We start from the raw sequence: 17,514 nt of genomic DNA on the forward strand, positions 1-17,514 counted from the left end.
GCAGTGACATAAATAATAACAGGAAATATTCTATGACAACCTTGGTTAGTCTTATCAGCTTATTGGCTTTTTTACTGGTGGTTTTACCCGGCCCACTTTATCAGTATGGCGTGGTAGAATTGACCAGCGCTTTTACTGCCTTGCGTTACGGTGTTTACGTTGGTATCGCCGCTTTAGTGTTATTACTGCTGTATATTATTATAAAACGTAACAAAACTCGCTGGTTAACGGCCGGCGTATCAGCGGCGTTAGCGATTGTGGCGATTGCTTTACCGGTTAGTATGATGCAAAAAGCGAAATCAGTACCGCCTATTCATGATATTTCCACTGACTTAATTAACCCACCTGCTTTTGTTGCGGTAGCCGCTTTACGTGCTGGTGCAGCTAATCCATTAGAATATGCTGGCGAAGCAACAGCAAAACAACAGCGCGAAGCTTACCCAGAACTGGTGACACAACGTTATAGTCAAAGCGCTGAGCAGGTGTTTGCTGCAGCAGAGGCGGCGGTAAATAGCTCAGGAATGACCGCAGTCAACGTCGATAAAGCGTTAGGTATTATTGAGGCGACTGACACCACAGTCTGGTTTGGCTTTAAGGACGACGTGATTATTCGGATCAGTAATACTGGTGAGCAACGCTTGCTGGATATACGCAGTAAGTCACGGCTGGGTAAAAGTGATTTAGGTAAAAATGCCGAACGGATCCGTTCGCTGCTGGCTGATATAAACGCTAATCTGTAAACACTGTTTTAAATACTGCCGGCCATGGGCCGGCAGTATTTAAATAACAGCGAATGTTGATAGAGGCAGCAAGTGGTTTTGGTGGTTTAGTTAAATTCTGTTACAAGATAGAATTCGTTCGCCAGCAAATTCTTACGGCAGACATGCATACGCATATTTGAGCCTGGCTTGCGTTCATTACCACAAAACATATTTTGCACATCAGCTCCGTACTTGGCTTTATACTCTTCATACAGTGGGTTTAACGCGTCTAGTTGTGCTTTGGTTAAATTTTTTGTAATGTCTGCGTAGCGTTTCTCCCAGTCAGAGGTTTCCTGCTCTAATGACAAGCGCATCCATACCAAGCCTTCTTCAATATTTTCTGGTACATCTTGCCCGGTTACCATTAATAAACCAGCAAGATATTGCGCATACTTTTCGCCGTAGCGGGCAAAGCGCATAATCTCAGGCCAGGCTTCGGTGAATTTTTTCTTTTGTACCAGAGCCATCATGCTGTCGTAATCGGCAGAATAGAGCAGTGAGCGCAACCGAACTTCTTTAGCTTGTTGTGGTGCAATTTCATCCACTGCAACAACATGAGCGCTGGTCAATGTTAGTATGGCTACCATAGTTGCCGTAAGTAGTTTTTTCATGATTCAATTTCCTAATAGTGTGTAGTGTAACTATAACATTTTTGAATTTTCATGCTGCTTACAAATTGTAAGATATTATTTCATGTTTATCTAGCATCAGCCCGTACTGGCGCATGCTGCCCTGCCATGCTGGTCTGACTATGATTTTTCTAGTATTCTTGAGCTTATGAAGGTTTTTACGGAGCGGTTATGAACCAGCCTCAGTTATTAGGCTATCTGCATCAGGGCAAAAAGTTTATTGCCGCGTATATCCAGCGTTGCCAGCAAGACCAAATCACTATTATTGGTGGTTATCTGGCTTATATTTCATTATTGTCGCTGGTACCGTTTGTTGCAGTAATGTTTTCAATGCTGGGTATGTTTCCGATGTTCAAACAGTTAAAAGCTCAGTTAGAAGAGTTGATTTTTGCTAATGTTATTCCTACCAAAGGCGCGGAAATTCAAAATTATATCAATGAGTTTATCAGTAATACCGGAGGTATGACGGCGGTAGGGATCCTCGCTTTGATTTTTGTGGCATTACTGCTTATTCATAATATTGATAAAACCTTAAATAAAATCTGGCGGGTAAAACAACGGCCACGGCCAATTATTTCCTTCTCGATATACTGGATGATTTTAACTCTGGGCCCGGTGCTTATTGGTACCTCTATAGCCGTTACGTCATATCTGGCGACCTTTAGCCGCTATGCTGACGATTATACCCCAGGCATTTCCAGCGTTATTCTGTGGTTAATCCCATATGTGATGTCGCTGCTGGCATTTTTTTTCTTATATTTAGTGGTGCCTAATGTTAAAGTTAGGGTGCGGCATGCCCTTTGGGGGGCGCTATTGGCGACCGTTTTATTTGAGTTTTTTAAGCGTGGGTTTGCACTCTATGTTACTGAGTTTCCATCTTATCAAGCGATTTATGGTGCCTTAGCATTGGTACCCATTTTATTTGTTTGGGTATATTTATCCTGGCTAGTGGTGTTGCTTGGTGCCGAACTAACCGCCTTATTACAACAACGTGCCGAGTTACAAGAAGCTGAAGACTCAGGCGAGTCGCAGGCATGAGCATAGTATTTTGCTGGCATGATAGGATTCGTCTATGTTCAGGCCGAGCAGTCAATGACAATACCCTCTGACTGGCCACTAATCTGTCCAAAATCGGCTGCTCAGTGGCAAGCTTATTATCAATTGCGCTGGCAGGTACTACGCGCGCCCTGGCAACAACCCAAAGGTTCTGAGCAAGATGAGCATGAGCAGCATGCTTACCACATTATGCTAACCGATCTGGCTGGTGTGGTTCAGGCAGTAGGCCGGCTGCATCAACTTGATAAAACAGTGGGGCAAATCCGCTATATGGCGGTAGCTGAGGTTGCTCGCGGTAAAGGCGCCGGCCAGTTAATATTAAAAGCATTAGAGCAACAGGCGGTAAGTTTGGGGCTAACGCAATTGCAGCTTAATGCCCGCCAGCCAGCGCTCGGTTTTTATCAGCAGTGTGGTTATTATGCGTGTGGTATAGCAGCTCCTTTATTTGAGATTGCTCATCATAAAATGTCAAAACGCTTACGTCTTGTTGGTAGTCGTGCAGACTTTACCCATTGGCAGCAGCAGTTAAGCGATACCTGGCAGCAAACCATCCCACTTAGCCAGTTTATGCAGCTGCAGATCAGCGGTTTTAACGGTTATCAATTACGCTGCAGCGCTCCACTGGCACCTAATATTAATCTGCATAATACGATGTTTGCCGGGAGTATTTATACGCTGGCTACCCTAACTGGCTGGGGTATGCTGTTTATGCAATTACAGAGTCTGGGATTAAGCGGCTCACAGGTGCTGGCCAAGGCTGATATTCGTTACCTGCATCCTATTAGCAGTGCGCCAGAGGCACGTTGTCAGTTGCTCGATTGTTTTGGCGAGTTAACATCGCTTACTCGGGGTAAAAAAGTAAGGCAACGCATTACGGTTAATCTGTATTGTCAGCAGCAGCGGTGTGCCGAATTTACGGGTTATTATGTGGTGTTGCCTGAGCCTACGGTTAGTAACTAAGCAAAGCTACCCTTTAACAGCATTTATAAAACATTTATCAAAACTTGGTAAAGCAGGATAATCCAAGCAAGCCGATAATCAATGCTATCGCGACACTGGTTTGAGGTAAAAATGAAAAGTAAATGGCTCTGGGTATCGTCTATCAGCACGGTAATGGGCATTTTAGCCGGGGGGGGGTATCTGCTCTTCGCCGAACATTCATTGTTGTTAAGTGATAATGGCCTGACGCTGTCGGCATTTTGGTCAACGTTTATGTTGTGGGCTTTTGTGTTGATGTTTGTTGTTGCCTTGCTATGCAATGTATTGGCTTTTATTGAGCTGGATGATGAGCATCGGTTAGCTTGCTTACACCAACGCCTACGTTTAGCGCTTGGCAGCGGTGAGCGTCAACAGTCATTTTTGCTGGACGCAGAGCGTTTATTAAAGCAGAAAGGTCAGTGGACAATAAATGACAAAGTTGCGACAGACTATCGAGTCTTAAAAGCCCAACGCGATACACTTATTTTTATTCAGTCTGCATGTCATCCGGTCGATATTGGGCAGGTCCGCGGCATGTTTCAACAGATGCTGGCGGTCGATATTACCGATGGCATAGTGGTTAGTAGCGGTGGTTTTTCCAATCAGGCTTGGATCTTTGCTCAGGAAGCGAATATTAACCTGTTGGATGGTAAACGCTTAAGAAAACAGCAAAAGCGGGCAAAAATTCAGCAAGTACCGTTAATTCAGAGTTGATATCAACGTTTCATCAGGATTTTTGATTTTAAATTAGCGATATTGTTTAGCGAAAGGAATCAAAATAATAAACATGGACTAGCGTCACTTCCTGCATAGCTGGCTTCGGCCAGCTTTTTTATAGCTTACTTTGCTGTTGCAACTTAGCTAATCTTAAAACGAGTGGCGGCCGACTGTAATTGCTTTGCCAATCTGGCGACATCATCACTGTGTACTAAAGTGCGTTCTGCCTTAATGGTACTGTTATTCGCCAACTTAACCATGTGCTGCATATTGTCGCTGATGGCACTGCCTAATACTAACTGGCTGGCACTGGCATCACTTACGGCATTACTTATTTGCCTAGTTTGGGCAATGGCTTGATTAACCGCTTCCAGTGCTAATGCCAGTTGCTGAGTGCTAACAACACATTTTTCGGCATCGGTTTTACCGGTTAGTACCGCTGTAACAGCCTGTTGACTCTGTTGTTGTAAAGTAGCGATCATTTTGCGTATTTCATTGGTAGCTTGTTGAGTGCGCCCTGCCAGCGAGCGCACTTCATCTGCTACAACCGCAAAGCCGCGGCCTTGTTCACCTGCTCTGGCAGCTTCAATGGCAGCATTTAGAGCCAGTAAGTTAGTTTGTTCGGCAATAGCGCTGATGGTAGTAAGAATGCCGCCAATATTGGTCGACTGATCATTTACCTTATTCATTACGTCACTGGTGCGGGTTAACTGGCTGGCAAGATCAGTAATTAGCTTATTATTGTTATCGGCGATTTGCTGAATATGCTGGCTTTGCTGCAAAGCTAGTTGCATGGCTTCACCTGCTTGAAAAGCTTGATCTGCAACCGTTTTAGTGTTGTCGGCTAACTGATTAGTTATGCTATTTACCCGGCTTATTTGTTGTTGTTGTTGCTGCAATGAACCGCTTATTTCCTGTACTTCTGCACTAGATTGACTGGCATTATTGTTCAGTTCAGTAGCATTTTCCTGAATATTAGTGATAAGGCCACGTAACGCCGCGATTAAGCTGTTAACTTTAGCCGACAAGGCACCAAACTCATCTTGTTGTACTATGCTCAGCTGTCGCGTTAAATCGCCTTTTGAAATATCGCCCAGCATATGGTTAATGCTGGCAAGTGGTTTCAACATGGCATTAATCGTAAAATATGCTGTCACGATAGCCAGTACCACCAGTACCAATAGCATAACCAGAGTTCGATTGCTACCAGAGCTTAAGGCGTCTGATACCTGTTGTTGCAGGTGCTTGAAGCGCTGATCAGCCATGTCAACAACCTGGTCTAATGCCAGTACCGCCTGGGCAACTTGTTGTTCGGAACTGTTTAGTTGCCGGCGCGCCATTAGTTGTTGCTGTAGCTGTTGTTGTTTAATGCTAAGCAGAGAGTTATTACGTTGCAATTGCTCGGTCAGCGCCGCAAATTGTTGCTTAAACTGTGGCCAGAGGCCATCGGTGTCTACGGTATTTATTTGCTGGTTCAGATAATCAATATTCACTTGAATATCACTCAAGCTAAAACCAATATTTTGTTGGTTTTTTTCCAGCACGGTTAAGTCGCTATAGCCGGCTACTTCGCGCACGGTGTTCAGCAGGCCAAGTATTTGACCATCAATTCGACCGGCATTACCACTAATTTGCTCCATCGTCGCTTCATCTAACATTAAATTGGCATCGGCTAAGTCGAGTAAGCTGGCCCCAGCATCGTCTATCAGTATTTCTAATTGGCTTAATTCAGCTATTATTGCCGTTGTTGCAATGTTACTAGCAGTTTTAGCGTTAAACATAGCGTCTACCGCGCTATTGTACTGTTGAAAATGACCTAATGCGTTTTTCAATGGTTGTTGTAAAGCATCGTCTTCTGCCGTTAGTTGATTAAAGTCGTTGATTAACAGCATAAAACGGTTTTTGCTGTCAGCAAACTGTTGCTGATAGTCCATTATCTCAGTTTGCTGCTCCGCGGTAAAACCCAGCGCTGATAGTTTTGCCAGTTTAAGTAGCTGAATTTGTGCCAGATTACTTTGTTGTTGCGCAGGTACCGCCAGCTGATTTACCGCATTACTGTAGTGAGTGATGGTGTTAAAGCTAAATAATGCAGAGATGCTGGCAAACAACAACAGCATGGCAATAAACCCAAAACCTATAATGACCTTATGAGCAACTTTTAACGCCATGCAATTCACCAGTTAATGTCAGTTAATTAGTTTGCCAAAATAGAGTGAAAATATCAGCAGCCTATGACCCAACAAGGTAGCAAACTACGCTGTACTGGTCTAGCCAGAAATAGCCACTAAATCAGCTAAAACAAGACAGGCGTATCATAAAGTTACGCCTGTTGCAGAGCAGAAAAATAACAGCTTAAAAACTGCTGAGTAATGATGTTGGTATTAACGTGTTAAGAACTGCACTGCGGATCAGGCTGGCGCTTTTTTCAATGTCTGGCCCAAAGTAGCGGTCTTGCTGATAAAAACTCACCTGGGCTCGCAACAGTGCTTTAGCGTTTTCTATCGAAGCAGTGGATTTTAACGGCGCGCGAAAATCTAACCCTTGGGCCGCAGCTAAATACTCCACTGCCAGTACACCCGTTGTATTCTCGCTCATATCGGCCAACCGGCGCGCGGCAAACGTGGCCATCGACACATGGTCTTCCTGATTAGCCGACGTAGGCAAACTATCAACTGAGGCTGGATGGGCTAAACTTTTATTTTCAGAGGCGAGGGCGGCTGCGGTAACCTGTGCAATCATAAAACCGCTGTTTACACCGCCGTTAGGCACTAAAAAAGGGGGTAATTTACTTAAACTGGCATCAATCAGTAGCGCTGTTCGCCGTTCTGATATGGCCCCAATTTCAGCAATCGCTAAGGCTAAATTGTCGGCGGCCATGGCAACCGGTTCTGCATGAAAATTACCGCCAGAAATAATGTCGCCTTCATCGGCAAACACCAACGGGTTGTCGGTAACACCGTTCGCTTCAACCGCCAATACTTCAGCCGCCTGACGTATTTGTGTTAAACAAGCACCCATTACCTGTGGCTGACAGCGTAAGCTATAAGGGTCTTGTACTTTTTCACAGGCCTGGTGCGAATTACCAATTGCTGATTGCTCGGTCAATAAATACCGATAAATAGTGGCGGCGTCAATTTGACCGCGCTGGCCACGGGCCGCATGAATTCGGCTATCGAATGGCGCACGGCTGCCAAGCGCCGCCTCGACACTCATGGCGCCAATAACGGTGCCGGCAGCAAATAAGTTTTCTGCGCGAAACAATCCTTCTAGCGCTAGCGCGGTAGAGGCCTGAGTACCATTAAGTAGTGCCAGCCCTTCTTTCGCCGCCAGGGTGAGTGGTGCCATGTCCACGATGGCTAAGCCTTCAATTGCGTCATATAGCTGGCCCTGATAACTGACTTCACCTTCGCCAATTAGTGGCAATACCATATGCGCCAGCGGTGCTAAATCGCCTGAGGCACCGACAGAGCCTTTAATGGGTATACACGGATATACTTGCGCATTAACCAGTTGTATCAAGGCTTCAATAACGCTTAAGCGGATACCCGAAAACCCCCGGGCCAGGGCGTTTATTTTTAGTACCAGCATTAACCGTACTGTACTATCGTCCATAAAATCGCCAAAGCCTGCGGCATGCGATAACACTATTGAGCGCTGCAGCAGTTCCAGTTCTTCGTTTTTAATCCGGGTATTGGCCAGTAAACCAAAACCCGTATTAATGCCATACACCACTTTATTTTGTTTAATAATATTAGCAACACAAGCCGCTGATTTGTTAATGGCGGCAATGGCTGTAGGTTCTAGCGTAAGTTGCACTGGCCCCTGTTGAATTTGTCGTAGCTGCGCCAAGGTGAGTTGCCCAGGGATTAAATGTAGTTGAAAAGCCATATTAATTACTCCGTTACCATTGGTAAATCTAAGTTTTGCTCTTGGGCGCACGCGATGGCGATGTCATACCCCGCATCGGCATGGCGCATAACGCCGGTACCAGGATCATTCCACAGCACGCGGCCTAAGCGTGCAGCCGCAGCGTCGGTACCATCGGCCAGAATAACCACACCACTGTGTTGGCTATAACCCATGCCGACACCACCACCATGATGCAATGACACCCAGGTAGCGCCACCCGCGGTGTTAAGCAGAGCATTTAACAATGGCCAGTCTGATACCGCATCAGAGCCATCGAGCATCGCCTCGGTTTCGCGATTGGGGCTGGCTACCGAGCCCGAATCAAGGTGGTCACGGCCAATAATAATGGGTGCTGCTAGCTCGCCACTTTTTACCATCTCGTTAAAAGCCAGCGCGATGCGTGCCCGGTCTTTTAAGCCTATCCAGCAAATACGAGCCGGTAACCCCTGAAACTGAATATGCTTGCGCGCCATGTCCAGCCAATGATGCAGCTGCGGATTATCCGGGATCAGCTGTTTTACCTTGGCGTCAGTCTTATAAATATCTTCAGCATCGCCCGACAAGGCCACCCAGCGGAAAGGGCCAATACCCTCGCAAAATAAAGGCCGGATATACGCCGGTACAAAACCCGGGAAGTCAAAAGCATTTTTTACGCCCATGTCTTGCGCCATCTGGCGAATATTATTACCGTAATCAGTCGCCACGGCACCGCGCTGCTGCAAGGTAAGGATTGCCTGCACTTGAACCGCCATAGCTGCTTTGGCTGCTTGAACCACCCCTGCTTCGTCAGTTTTACGTTGCTGCGCGGCTTTTTGCATACTCCAGCCCTGCGGCAGGTAGCCGTTTAGCGGGTCATGGGCTGAGGTTTGGTCGGTAACCACATCTGGGGTAATGCCGCGATTAACTACTTCGGCAAATACATCTGCTGCATTAGCCAGCAAACCAATTGAGGTAGGTTTACCCTCGGCTTTGGCCTGCGCCAATAGCGCTAAAGCATCGTCCAGCGATGAGGCTTTTTTATCCAGATAGCCAGTTTTTAACCGAAAATCGATGCGACTTTCATCTACTTCACAGGCAATCATATGAAAACCCGCCATGGTAGCGGCTAATGGCTGGGCTCCGCCCATACCACCGAGGCCACCGGTTAAAATCCATTTATTGTGGGCATTGCCTGCAAAATGCGCTTTAGCCATTGCGACAAAAGTTTCATAGGTACCTTGCACAATGCCCTGAGTGCCAATATAGATCCAGGAGCCTGCGGTCATTTGGCCATACATCATCAGACCTTTTCGGTCCAGCTCGTTAAAATGCTGCCAGGTAGCCCAGGCCGGCACTAGGTTAGAATTGGCAATCAATACCCGCGGTGCATCAGGATGTGTTGGAAATACTCCCACTGGCTTGCCGCTTTGAATTAATAACGTTTGGTTATCTTCCAGCCGGTCGAGTACTTCAATTATTTTATCAAAGCATTGCCAGTTGCGGGCAGCACGACCAATACCGCCATATACTACCAACGCTTGTGGATGCTCGGCGACGTCTGGGTCAAGGTTATTCATCAGCATCCGCTTGGCCGCTTCGGTTTGCCAGCTTTTAGCCGTTATTACAGTGCCCCGGGCGGCGCGAACCACCCGGCTGTTATCTAGTCGGGGATCATTCATTATGGTTCTCTCGTTGTGGTCGGTAACACAAAATTTAAGTGGCTGCCAAGACGATAGCGGCTGCCAGGTGAGGTTAAATAAGCCAGGCTGACAGCACCGCCGCGGCTAAACGTGCGACGCGTCAGGCGCAGGCAGGGTTCGGCTTTTCTAAGCTGCAAATGTTTGCAGGTAAAATCGTCTGGCCAAATCGCCTCGACCGTATGCTCGGCTTCGGTAAGCGGTGCTATCAGGCTAAGATAATGATGCGGCGTCTGGTTGCTAAAGTCCTGAGCGATATAATCAGGTACTTGCAGTGGGCTGACATAACGCGCTTCCAGTTGCAGTGGCAAGGCGTTCTCTAAATGCACAATGAGCGAAAAGTACACCGGGTCGTTTCGTCGCAAGCCCAGGGCGCTGGCAATAATAGTGGGGCAGGGCAGTTCAGTCAGCTGCAATAAGCGGGCACTGTAAGCATGACCCCGGGCTTGCACTTCATCGGCAATATTGCGAATTTCTAACAATGACGATTGTGATTTTAGCGCCGCAACAAAACTGCCTACTCCTTGAGTTCGGTAGAGAATACCTTGCTCGGTCAATTCCTGCAGTGCCCGTCTGGCGGTCATCCTGCTTACGGAAAATTGCTCTGCCAGCTCGTTTTCAGACGGCACCCGGCTATGCTCTGGCCAGGCGCCAATTTCAATCTGGCTGAGCATAAACTCTTTTATCTCGGCAAATTTGGCTACCGCCATAACACCTCAACGCTTGCATAGTAAAAAGTGATTAAATAAAAAGTGGCTAAATACCAATGATGCTATAAAGGATAGCGCCATAAAAAATACTGCAGTTTGGTTGTATATACAAGCTATTGCTGTAATATTATTTGTAATGAGTACACAGGAGAACGCCATGCAGCAGTTTGATGCCATCTGGATTAATGCCAATATTGCCACCATGACCGACAATGGAGCGCCCTATGGCAGCATAGAAAATGGCGTATTGGCTATTAAAGACGGTATCATTGTTTTTGTGGGTAGCCGGGCTGACTTACCGCAATTTGATGCGCTGGCTACACCACTTTATGATGTGCAGGGCCAGTGGATTTTGCCAGGTTTAATTGATTGTCATACCCATCTGATTTACGCGGGCAACCGCGCTAATGAATTTGAAATGCGGTTAACAGGTGCCAGTTACCAGCAAATAGCGGCAGCGGGTGGGGGCATTGCGTCGACGGTAATGGCGACCCGCCATGCCAGCCATCAGCAGCTGTTTGAGCTGGCCAAAGATCGGTTAAACAGTTTGCTGGCACAGGGGGTAACAACGGTTGAAATTAAATCGGGTTACGGCCTCGATTTAGCTAATGAGCAGAAAATTCTTGAAGTGGCGGTAGAGCTGTCACAACATCATCCAATTAATATCAGCAAAACCTTTCTGGGCGCTCATGCCTTGCCGCCAGAGTACAGTGATAACCCCGATGACTATATTGACGCAGTGTGCCAGATGTTGCCTACGTTGCAGCAGCTGCAACTGGTTGATGCGGTAGATGTGTTTTGTGAGGGTATTGGTTTTTCGGTTGAACAGTGCCGTAAGATATTTCGCTGTGCCAAATCCCTTGGATTGCCGGTAAAAGCCCACGCCGAACAGCTGTCTAATCTGGGCGGTAGTGCGCTGGTTGCCGAGTTTGCGGGTTTATCGGCTGACCATATTGAGTTTTTGGATGAAGCCGGGGTTAAGGCCATGGCGCAGGCGGGGACCGTCGCGGTATTGCTACCGGGTGCTTATTATTTTCTGCGGGAAACGCAATTACCTCCCATTGACTTACTGCGTCAGCATAAGGTTGCTATGGCCTTGGCTACCGATCTTAACCCAGGTACTTCGCCGCTGTGTTCACTGCCACTGATGTTAAACCTGGCCTGTACTTTGTTTCGTTTAACGCCACAAGAGGCGTTAATGGGGGTTACCCGGCATGGCGCCACGGCGCTGGGATTAACTGATCGCGGTATGCTGGCACTCGGCCTGCGGGCCGATTTTGGCTGTTATCAAATCTCCCAACCAGCCGAGTTGTGTTATCAGTTTGGGGTGAATTCTCTTAAGCAACTGATTATCAATGGTAAACAAATTAGAGTGCCGTAGCGCTTACTTTACAAGTGGTCAATTTGGGGTAAGCTGTCAGCACTTATCAACCGGCGAAAAGTAAGTGTGGTGGTATTATGTTCGTTAATCTCGCTGAGCCAACAATGCTGCAAATAGCCTTACTGTTACTGCTGTTGCTGACACTTATTTATATTATTAAGTTAAAACGCGATCTGCGCCTTGCCAGGCGCAAACAGCCTGACTTGCAAAACTTTTACTCGTTACATGATGATATTAGCGGTTTTCCAAATAAATATGCTTTTCAACGGCAGCTTGAGCCCATTTTAAAAATGGCACCTGAGCAACAATTTGCCTTAATTCTGCTTAAAGTGGAAAACTTCGATCAGATCAATCAGTTATTGGGCCATAGCAACAGTAACTTAATTCTGGCTCAGATAGCCCAGCGTATTAACGATCGGTTGGCGGCAGAAAGCAAAATTTTAACGTTTGAATATCGGCAGTTGCAACCGGTGCGGGTATGCCATTTGGGGAGTGTTGATTTTGCTATTTGGCTCGATGTTGGCAGTCAGCCAGCACGCGCCGAGTTTTTGGCCAAACAGTTACAGCAAACGGTGCCACAGCCGATGCTGGTGCATGGTTGTGCTATTGATTATCGGTTAAGTGTGGGCATCTCATTTTATCCTGAGCATAGCATTCAGCTGAATGAATTATTAGAGCGGGCTTACCTTGCTTTGCAGCATTATCAATGGCAGCGCGGTGCCAGCTCGGTATTTTCTGCTGAGATGATAAATTATACCACTGAGAAATTAGCGCTAATGGCTGAATTGCGTCAGGCCATTGACACTGATCAGCTGGTATTGTTTGTGCAGCCTCAAATGCATATGCAAAGCCGCCAAGTGTTGGCTGCTGAAGTGCTGGTTCGTTGGCGTCATCCACAAAAAGGCTTGCTGGCTCCTGAGGCATTTTTAGCGCTAGCAGAGGAGATGGGCGTGATTTACCCGTTAACTCAATGGGTATTGGAGCACGCTATCCAAACCATTGCCAGCTTGTCTGCCCAGCAGTTAACCAGTCGAATAGCGGTCAATATTTCCAGTAAAGATTTACTGCATGATGAGCTGATTGACGAGCTGGAACTATTATTTGCAAAATATCAGGTGAAACCACAACAGTTGATGCTGGAAGTCAGCGAAAAAACCCTGCTGGCAGAGCCGGTTCGCACTATGGGCATGATGCAGCGTCTGCATCAGCTAGGTATTGAACTGGTGTTGGACGATTTTGGTACTGGTTTCTCGTCACTGGCTTATCTGCGGCAGTTACCCATACAGTACGTTAAGGTAGATTGCAGTTTTATCAGTGATTTACATAAAACTGAGGCCCATCTTGCCATTACAGGCGCTATTATTGATATGGCCCGTAATCTGGGATTAGGAGTTATTGCTGAAGGTGTTGAAGGCGCTGAAGTTGAAGATAGATTACTGCGCATGGGCTGTCATCGCGCGCAGGGCTATTGGTACTCGCAGCCATTTGATTTAAGTGGGTTCCCAGCCTGGTTGCGGCAATGGCAACATCGGCATCCGTTAGGTTAGTCAGCCTGCGGTGTGCTTGTTAAGCTAGTCGCGGGTTGGATTGTCTTGCCACTAATAAACGCCAACACCAGCGTCGCCAGCACCTGACCACACTGCTTAAGGCCGGCATCCAGGCCAGCCGGATGACACGCTGGCGCCGCTTCGGCCAAATGCAGGTAACGGGCACGTGGCAATCGCGCTAACTGAAACACAAATTGAGCCGCTTGAGCCACACTGATGCCACTATAATTTAATGCGCTAGCCGGCATCGCCTGAATACTGTCGGTATCCAGTTCAATTGCAATATCGGCACTAGCCTGACAACTTAGTGCGATGGTCTTATCTAATGCTTGCTGGAAGCTACACTGCTGCTGAATAAACATATGCTGGTAACTGATGTAGTGCCCGCCTGCTTGCTGCAATAAGACCAGGCTTTGTGCTGAATTTTTTTGCAGATCAAGCCCCAATACCGTGTAATGCCCTAAATAGCCGGCTTTACTGGCATAACTGAAACCATTTCCACTGTGCCGGCCTTCCAGTGGCCGAAAATCAGCATGCGGGTCTAAGTTGGCGCAATTAACCGGCTGTTTGCTCACCTCTGCCAGTGCCTGTAACAAGGGGTAGGCATTGTTATGGCCGCCACCAATAACGATGGGATATAAACCGGCTGCAAAAATAGGTACTATCTGAGCACTAACCCGTTGATCCAGCTCACTACAAAGTTGACGTAAGCGGCTAAGGTGCGCAGGCTGCTGATTACTCAATGTTGCTGCTTGCTGCTGCAAATCAGCACAGTCGATTTGGCCAAGCAGTAAAATTGTTGAGGTTGCTATGCTGTCGTTATGCTGCAAGTTTAAAAATCGTTGTAGAAAAGCCTGCCAGCCAAGCTCGGCGCCGGCGAGTCCTAAGTTAGCTCGCGGACCAATACTTTCCGCTATACCAAGCAACACAAATTGCCCACCCGCGGCTTTATGCTGTGCTAGCAGTTCAGGGTAAGGCAGCTTTACATCGGGCAATTGTACCAGTTGGCCCAGGCGGGTTTCGCCGGGCCTGGGCTGGCAATAGTGGTTTAACTCGGCAGTAGAAAAACGTTGTAACATTATGGTGTTTAATCGGCTAATTCAGTGGTTTATTCAATATCCAGCGCATCAGGTGACATAATTATGCCGGTGCTGTCAGCATATAAATGATCGCCAGGTAAAAAAGTAACACCGGCAAAATTAACCGGTACTTCTATTTCACCAAAGCCAAGATCGTCGGCACCAATAGGAATGGCATTAACCGCCTGAATACCAATTTCGAAGTCTTCCAGAGCATCCAAATCGCGGACACTGCCGTAACAAACAATGCCTTCCCAACCATTGCTGGCCGCTAAGTTAGCCAGTTCGGCATCAATCAGCGCACGACGCGCCGAACCACCACCATCAATGAGCAATACTTTACCAATACCATCATCAGCCAGTACTTTTCGCACTAAGCCGTTATCTTCGAAGCATTTTATGGTACGAATTTGCCCGCCGAATGAACGTCTGCCACCGTAGTTAGCAAAAATAGGCTCAACAACATCAACCTGGTCAGCATAAAGATCGCAAAGTTCTGAAGTATTGTATTCCATGTGAGGCTCCAAAGGCCGAATAAGCTTTCACACAGTATAGCGCTATGCCTTGCAAGCTCAAGCAATTAATGTGCGCTATTGGCGCTTATTAGCAGCAACAAAGTATTGCTGCCAAAGCATTTTGTTTGTTAAGGTGCAGTGGCTAAGCCAACCGAGAGCAGAACGTGCCAATAGAAATATTTGCCAGAATTTCGCTGTACATAACCCAAACCGGGTTAGCGTTACTTATGGCGTTACTGTTTTGGTATTATTTAAAAATTTATCAACAAACCTATCTGAAATATTGGCTGCTGGCTTTTCTGGCCTTTGCCGGCTATCAAGTTGCTATTTTATTGCTAAACGCCACGCCGCTCGGTAGCACCTGGGCCAAACTTCCCTTGCTCTTTTTAGTGCATGTTGGTTTTTATAGTTTTGCTTTATTAATGCTATTGAGTATAAGGCTGCAAATTCAGGACCGCCTTGACCCTGTACTGCGCGGTCCAGCCCGTCTCTACTTTATGCCTATAGTGCTGTTGGCGTTTACCGGAGGCTTACTGCCGCAGCTACTACCCGCCTTAACGCCATGGCAGTCTTTTATAGAGAATACGCTGCGGTTTATTATTGGGGGCTTGGTGTTACTTATTGCCGGCGGCTGGTTATGGCAACATTCCACTCGACACTTAGGGTCACGTTTAGCGGCGGTCATGTTAGTGTGTTGGGGGCTGTTGTATCTGCTAAATGCGCTGCTGCCAACTGAAAATTTTTACCAACTTAAACAAATATTTATTTATAAAAGTATCGAGTTAACGCTACTGGTTACCCTGGGCTTTTCATTGGTTATCTGGTTGCAGGAAAACGAGCGCAGTACTAATATTAAACTGACTGAAAAAACCCGCTATCTGGATCAGCACGATCAATTAACCGGCGCACTTAATCGTGATGCATTATTAAGTAAATTACAGCATCTTATTAGTATTGAGGGCAATAACACCTTACACCTGGTGATGCTGGGGCTGGATAAATTTAAAAACGTAAACGAGTCAGTGGGGTTAAAACAAGGTGACCGTATTTTACGGGATGTTATTCGGCGCTTTGAGCAAAGTATCGTTAAACCGGCATTAATAGCCCGTACCGGCGGCGATATTTTTGCACTGGTGCTAAGCGATGTAGTGAATGAAAAACAGCTGCAGTATTCGCTGCAACACATTCAACAATTGATAGAAAAACCTTTTCTGCTGGACAGTGGCCCGGTAAAGTTGACTACCAGTATCGGCTTATCGCAATACCCGCAAACTGCCAGCAGTGCTGAACAATTACTGCAACAAGCCAACATTGCTTTTCATCAAGCAAAACGATTACAGGCAAGCTGGTTAAGTTATCAGGCCGGTATGGAAGAAGAAACGGCCCGGTTGCTGGCCTGGGAAAGTGAATTACTGCAAGCGATAAATGAAAACCAGTTTGTCTTATACTATCAGCCGCAATTGAGCTTGCGCAGTAATTTACTGGAAGGTTTTGAGGTACTGGTGCGCTGGCAGCATCCAACGCGTGGCTTGTTAATGCCTGCACAATTTTTACCGTTGTGTGAACAACTTGGTTTAAGTCAAATTCTCGACTTGCTTATACTGCGTAATGCCATTGCCAGTATCCAGCGCTGGCAGCAACAAGGTGTGCGTATTCCGTTGGCAATTAATATGTCGCCAATTCATTTTGAACAGGAAGGCCTAAAGCAGGAATTAAAGGTGTTATTGCAGCAATTTTCTGTCTCACCTGAAATGGTTGAACTTGAAGTGACGGAAAATACCGCGATGCAGGACATGGAAAAAGGCTCTAACTTTGCACTGGAGCTGCAGCAAATGGGTATAAAAGTATCGATTGACGACTTTGGTACCGGCTATTCTTCTCTTGCCTATCTACGCAAAATGCCAATAGAAAAAATTAAAATTGATCGCAGTTTTGTGATGGAAATGACCACAAATGATTCTGACATGATGATTGTCAAAACCATGATTCAATTAGCACATGGCTTGGGGAAACGTATCCTGGCTGAAGGTGTTGAAACGATTGAGCAACTAGATCTGTTGCGCAAATTGTCTTGCGATGCGGTGCAAGGTTACTACATTGCTAAACCCTTACCTGAAGCAGAAGCTTTAGCCTTTTTTCGTGCTTACCCTTGCTAATGTTACAAGAGTTGTCTCGGTGTAATGCCTAATGCCTGATGCGGGTAGTGATCAGGCTTTCGCGACTGGCATTGGCGGCTTTTAGTTGCTCCAGATAACGAACCCAAAGCTGTTGTTGCTGCTCGGCCAGTTTACACAAATAACTAAAGTGATATAAACCGGTATTATGGCCATCATCAAAATGTAGCTTCACGCCGTAATGGCCAACCGGGCTTATGCTGCTAATGGCAACTTGACGTTTATTTGGCACTAACTTTGGCCGTCCATGGCCACGCACTTCAGCTGAAGGCGAGTGCACCCGCAAAAACTCAGCAGACAATACTTTTATTTCGCCGTTACTGAACACTAGATCCAGTAAACGGCGTTGCTGATGGTAATGCAAAGTACACAAAGTCATCAA

15 protein-coding genes are annotated in these 17,514 nt (G+C 46.6%); 7 read left to right on the forward strand and 8 right to left on the reverse strand.

Going from position 1 to position 17,514, the window contains the following annotated elements; genetic code table 11:
• Positions 1-32: 32 nt before the first annotated feature.
• Complete coding sequence (locus VT06_RS05560) at positions 33-740, forward strand: DUF1499 domain-containing protein (RefSeq protein ID WP_046553282.1); 708 nt, start codon at positions 33-35, stop codon at positions 738-740.
• Positions 741-826: 86 nt separating this feature from the next.
• On the opposite strand, the gene VT06_RS05565 is transcribed toward VT06_RS05560, so the two are convergent.
• Positions 827-1,372 carry a hypothetical protein gene (locus VT06_RS05565; RefSeq protein ID WP_046553283.1) on the reverse strand — a complete coding sequence of 182 codons (546 nt, stop codon included), beginning with the start codon at positions 1,370-1,372 and terminating at the stop codon, positions 827-829.
• 189 nt (positions 1,373-1,561) lie between these two features.
• Here VT06_RS05565 and VT06_RS05570 point away from each other — a divergent pair, with 189 nt between their 5' ends.
• From VT06_RS05570 to VT06_RS05580, 3 genes are all read left to right on the forward strand, one after another.
• A complete protein-coding gene (locus tag VT06_RS05570; protein WP_052750176.1) occupies positions 1,562-2,428 on the forward strand; it encodes a virulence factor BrkB family protein in 867 nt (288 codons plus the stop codon).
• 54 nt (positions 2,429-2,482) lie between these two features.
• Entirely contained in the window at positions 2,483-3,406 is a 924-nt protein-coding gene (locus VT06_RS05575; protein ID WP_046553284.1) for a bifunctional GNAT family N-acetyltransferase/hotdog fold thioesterase, read from the forward strand.
• A 111-nt stretch (positions 3,407-3,517) separates the two neighbouring features.
• Positions 3,518-4,138 (forward strand): restriction endonuclease, encoded by a 621-nt coding sequence (locus VT06_RS05580; RefSeq protein WP_046553372.1) that lies wholly within the window; start codon positions 3,518-3,520, stop codon positions 4,136-4,138.
• 143 nt (positions 4,139-4,281) lie between these two features.
• Here the strand turns inward: VT06_RS05580 and VT06_RS05585 are convergent, their stop codons facing one another.
• The 4 genes from VT06_RS05585 to hutC form a co-directional block, all read right to left on the reverse strand.
• Positions 4,282-6,309 (reverse strand): methyl-accepting chemotaxis protein, encoded by a 2,028-nt coding sequence (locus VT06_RS05585; protein ID WP_046553285.1) that lies wholly within the window; start codon positions 6,307-6,309, stop codon positions 4,282-4,284.
• A gap of 184 nt (positions 6,310-6,493) precedes the next feature.
• Positions 6,494-8,029, reverse strand: coding sequence for a histidine ammonia-lyase (gene hutH, locus VT06_RS05590; protein WP_046553286.1), 1,536 nt, complete (start codon positions 8,027-8,029; stop codon positions 6,494-6,496).
• A gap of 5 nt (positions 8,030-8,034) precedes the next feature.
• On the reverse strand, positions 8,035-9,708 hold the full coding sequence (hutU, locus tag VT06_RS05595; RefSeq protein WP_046553287.1) for a urocanate hydratase: 1,674 nt from the start codon (positions 9,706-9,708) through the stop codon (positions 8,035-8,037).
• Positions 9,708-10,436, reverse strand: a complete 729-nt coding sequence (gene hutC / locus VT06_RS05600) for a histidine utilization repressor (RefSeq protein WP_046553288.1) — start codon at positions 10,434-10,436, stop codon at positions 9,708-9,710. Before hutC ends, hutU begins: the two co-directional genes overlap by 1 nt.
• A 157-nt stretch (positions 10,437-10,593) precedes the next feature.
• Between hutC and hutI the strand changes: the two genes are divergently transcribed.
• Positions 10,594-11,817, forward strand: coding sequence for an imidazolonepropionase (gene hutI / locus VT06_RS05605; RefSeq protein WP_152658983.1), 1,224 nt, complete (start codon positions 10,594-10,596; stop codon positions 11,815-11,817).
• Between the two features lie 77 nt (positions 11,818-11,894).
• Complete coding sequence (locus VT06_RS05610; RefSeq protein WP_046553289.1) at positions 11,895-13,364, forward strand: bifunctional diguanylate cyclase/phosphodiesterase; 1,470 nt, start codon at positions 11,895-11,897, stop codon at positions 13,362-13,364.
• Here VT06_RS05610 and VT06_RS05615 read toward each other — a convergent pair.
• Together VT06_RS05615 and rraA are read right to left on the reverse strand one after the other, a co-directional pair.
• Positions 13,361-14,443: a formimidoylglutamase gene (locus tag VT06_RS05615; RefSeq protein WP_046553290.1), complete on the reverse strand. Its 1,083-nt coding sequence runs from the start codon at positions 14,441-14,443 to the stop codon at positions 13,361-13,363. The two genes, VT06_RS05610 and VT06_RS05615, sit on opposite strands and share 4 nt — an antisense overlap.
• A 29-nt stretch (positions 14,444-14,472) precedes the next feature.
• On the reverse strand, positions 14,473-14,958 hold the full coding sequence (gene rraA / locus VT06_RS05620) for a ribonuclease E activity regulator RraA (RefSeq protein WP_046553291.1): 486 nt from the start codon (positions 14,956-14,958) through the stop codon (positions 14,473-14,475).
• 164 nt (positions 14,959-15,122) lie between these two features.
• Between rraA and VT06_RS05625 the strand changes: the two genes are divergently transcribed.
• Entirely contained in the window at positions 15,123-17,114 is a 1,992-nt protein-coding gene (locus VT06_RS05625; RefSeq protein WP_046553292.1) for a bifunctional diguanylate cyclase/phosphodiesterase, read from the forward strand.
• Positions 17,115-17,142: 28 nt separating this feature from the next.
• Here VT06_RS05625 and VT06_RS05630 read toward each other — a convergent pair whose 3' ends face one another.
• Positions 17,143-17,511 carry a gamma-butyrobetaine hydroxylase-like domain-containing protein gene (locus tag VT06_RS05630; protein WP_046553293.1) on the reverse strand — a complete coding sequence of 123 codons (369 nt, stop codon included), beginning with the start codon at positions 17,509-17,511 and terminating at the stop codon, positions 17,143-17,145.
• Positions 17,512-17,514 lie beyond the last annotated feature (3 nt).

Source organism: Arsukibacterium sp. MJ3 (genome assembly GCF_000987765.1).
Lineage (GTDB): Bacteria > Pseudomonadota > Gammaproteobacteria > Enterobacterales > Alteromonadaceae > Alishewanella.

Coding starts and splice junctions, on each gene's coding strand:
- VT06_RS05560 (WP_046553282.1), top strand. CDS start 33: ATGACAACCTTGGTTAGTCTTATCAGCTTATTGGCTTTTTTACTGGTG.
- VT06_RS05565 (WP_046553283.1), bottom strand. CDS start 1,372: ATGAAAAAACTACTTACGGCAACTATGGTAGCCATACTAACATTGACC.
- VT06_RS05570 (WP_052750176.1), top strand. CDS start 1,562: ATGAACCAGCCTCAGTTATTAGGCTATCTGCATCAGGGCAAAAAGTTT.
- VT06_RS05575 (WP_046553284.1), top strand. CDS start 2,483: ATGACAATACCCTCTGACTGGCCACTAATCTGTCCAAAATCGGCTGCT.
- VT06_RS05580 (WP_046553372.1), top strand. CDS start 3,518: ATGAAAAGTAAATGGCTCTGGGTATCGTCTATCAGCACGGTAATGGGC.
- VT06_RS05585 (WP_046553285.1), bottom strand. CDS start 6,309: ATGGCGTTAAAAGTTGCTCATAAGGTCATTATAGGTTTTGGGTTTATT.
- hutH (WP_046553286.1), bottom strand. CDS start 8,029: ATGGCTTTTCAACTACATTTAATCCCTGGGCAACTCACCTTGGCGCAG.
- hutU (WP_046553287.1), bottom strand. CDS start 9,708: ATGAATGATCCCCGACTAGATAACAGCCGGGTGGTTCGCGCCGCCCGG.
- hutC (WP_046553288.1), bottom strand. CDS start 10,436: ATGGCGGTAGCCAAATTTGCCGAGATAAAAGAGTTTATGCTCAGCCAG.
- hutI (WP_152658983.1), top strand. CDS start 10,594: ATGCAGCAGTTTGATGCCATCTGGATTAATGCCAATATTGCCACCATG.
- VT06_RS05610 (WP_046553289.1), top strand. CDS start 11,895: ATGTTCGTTAATCTCGCTGAGCCAACAATGCTGCAAATAGCCTTACTG.
- VT06_RS05615 (WP_046553290.1), bottom strand. CDS start 14,443: ATGTTACAACGTTTTTCTACTGCCGAGTTAAACCACTATTGCCAGCCC.
- rraA (WP_046553291.1), bottom strand. CDS start 14,958: ATGGAATACAATACTTCAGAACTTTGCGATCTTTATGCTGACCAGGTT.
- VT06_RS05630 (WP_046553293.1), bottom strand. CDS start 17,511: ATGACTTTGTGTACTTTGCATTACCATCAGCAACGCCGTTTACTGGAT.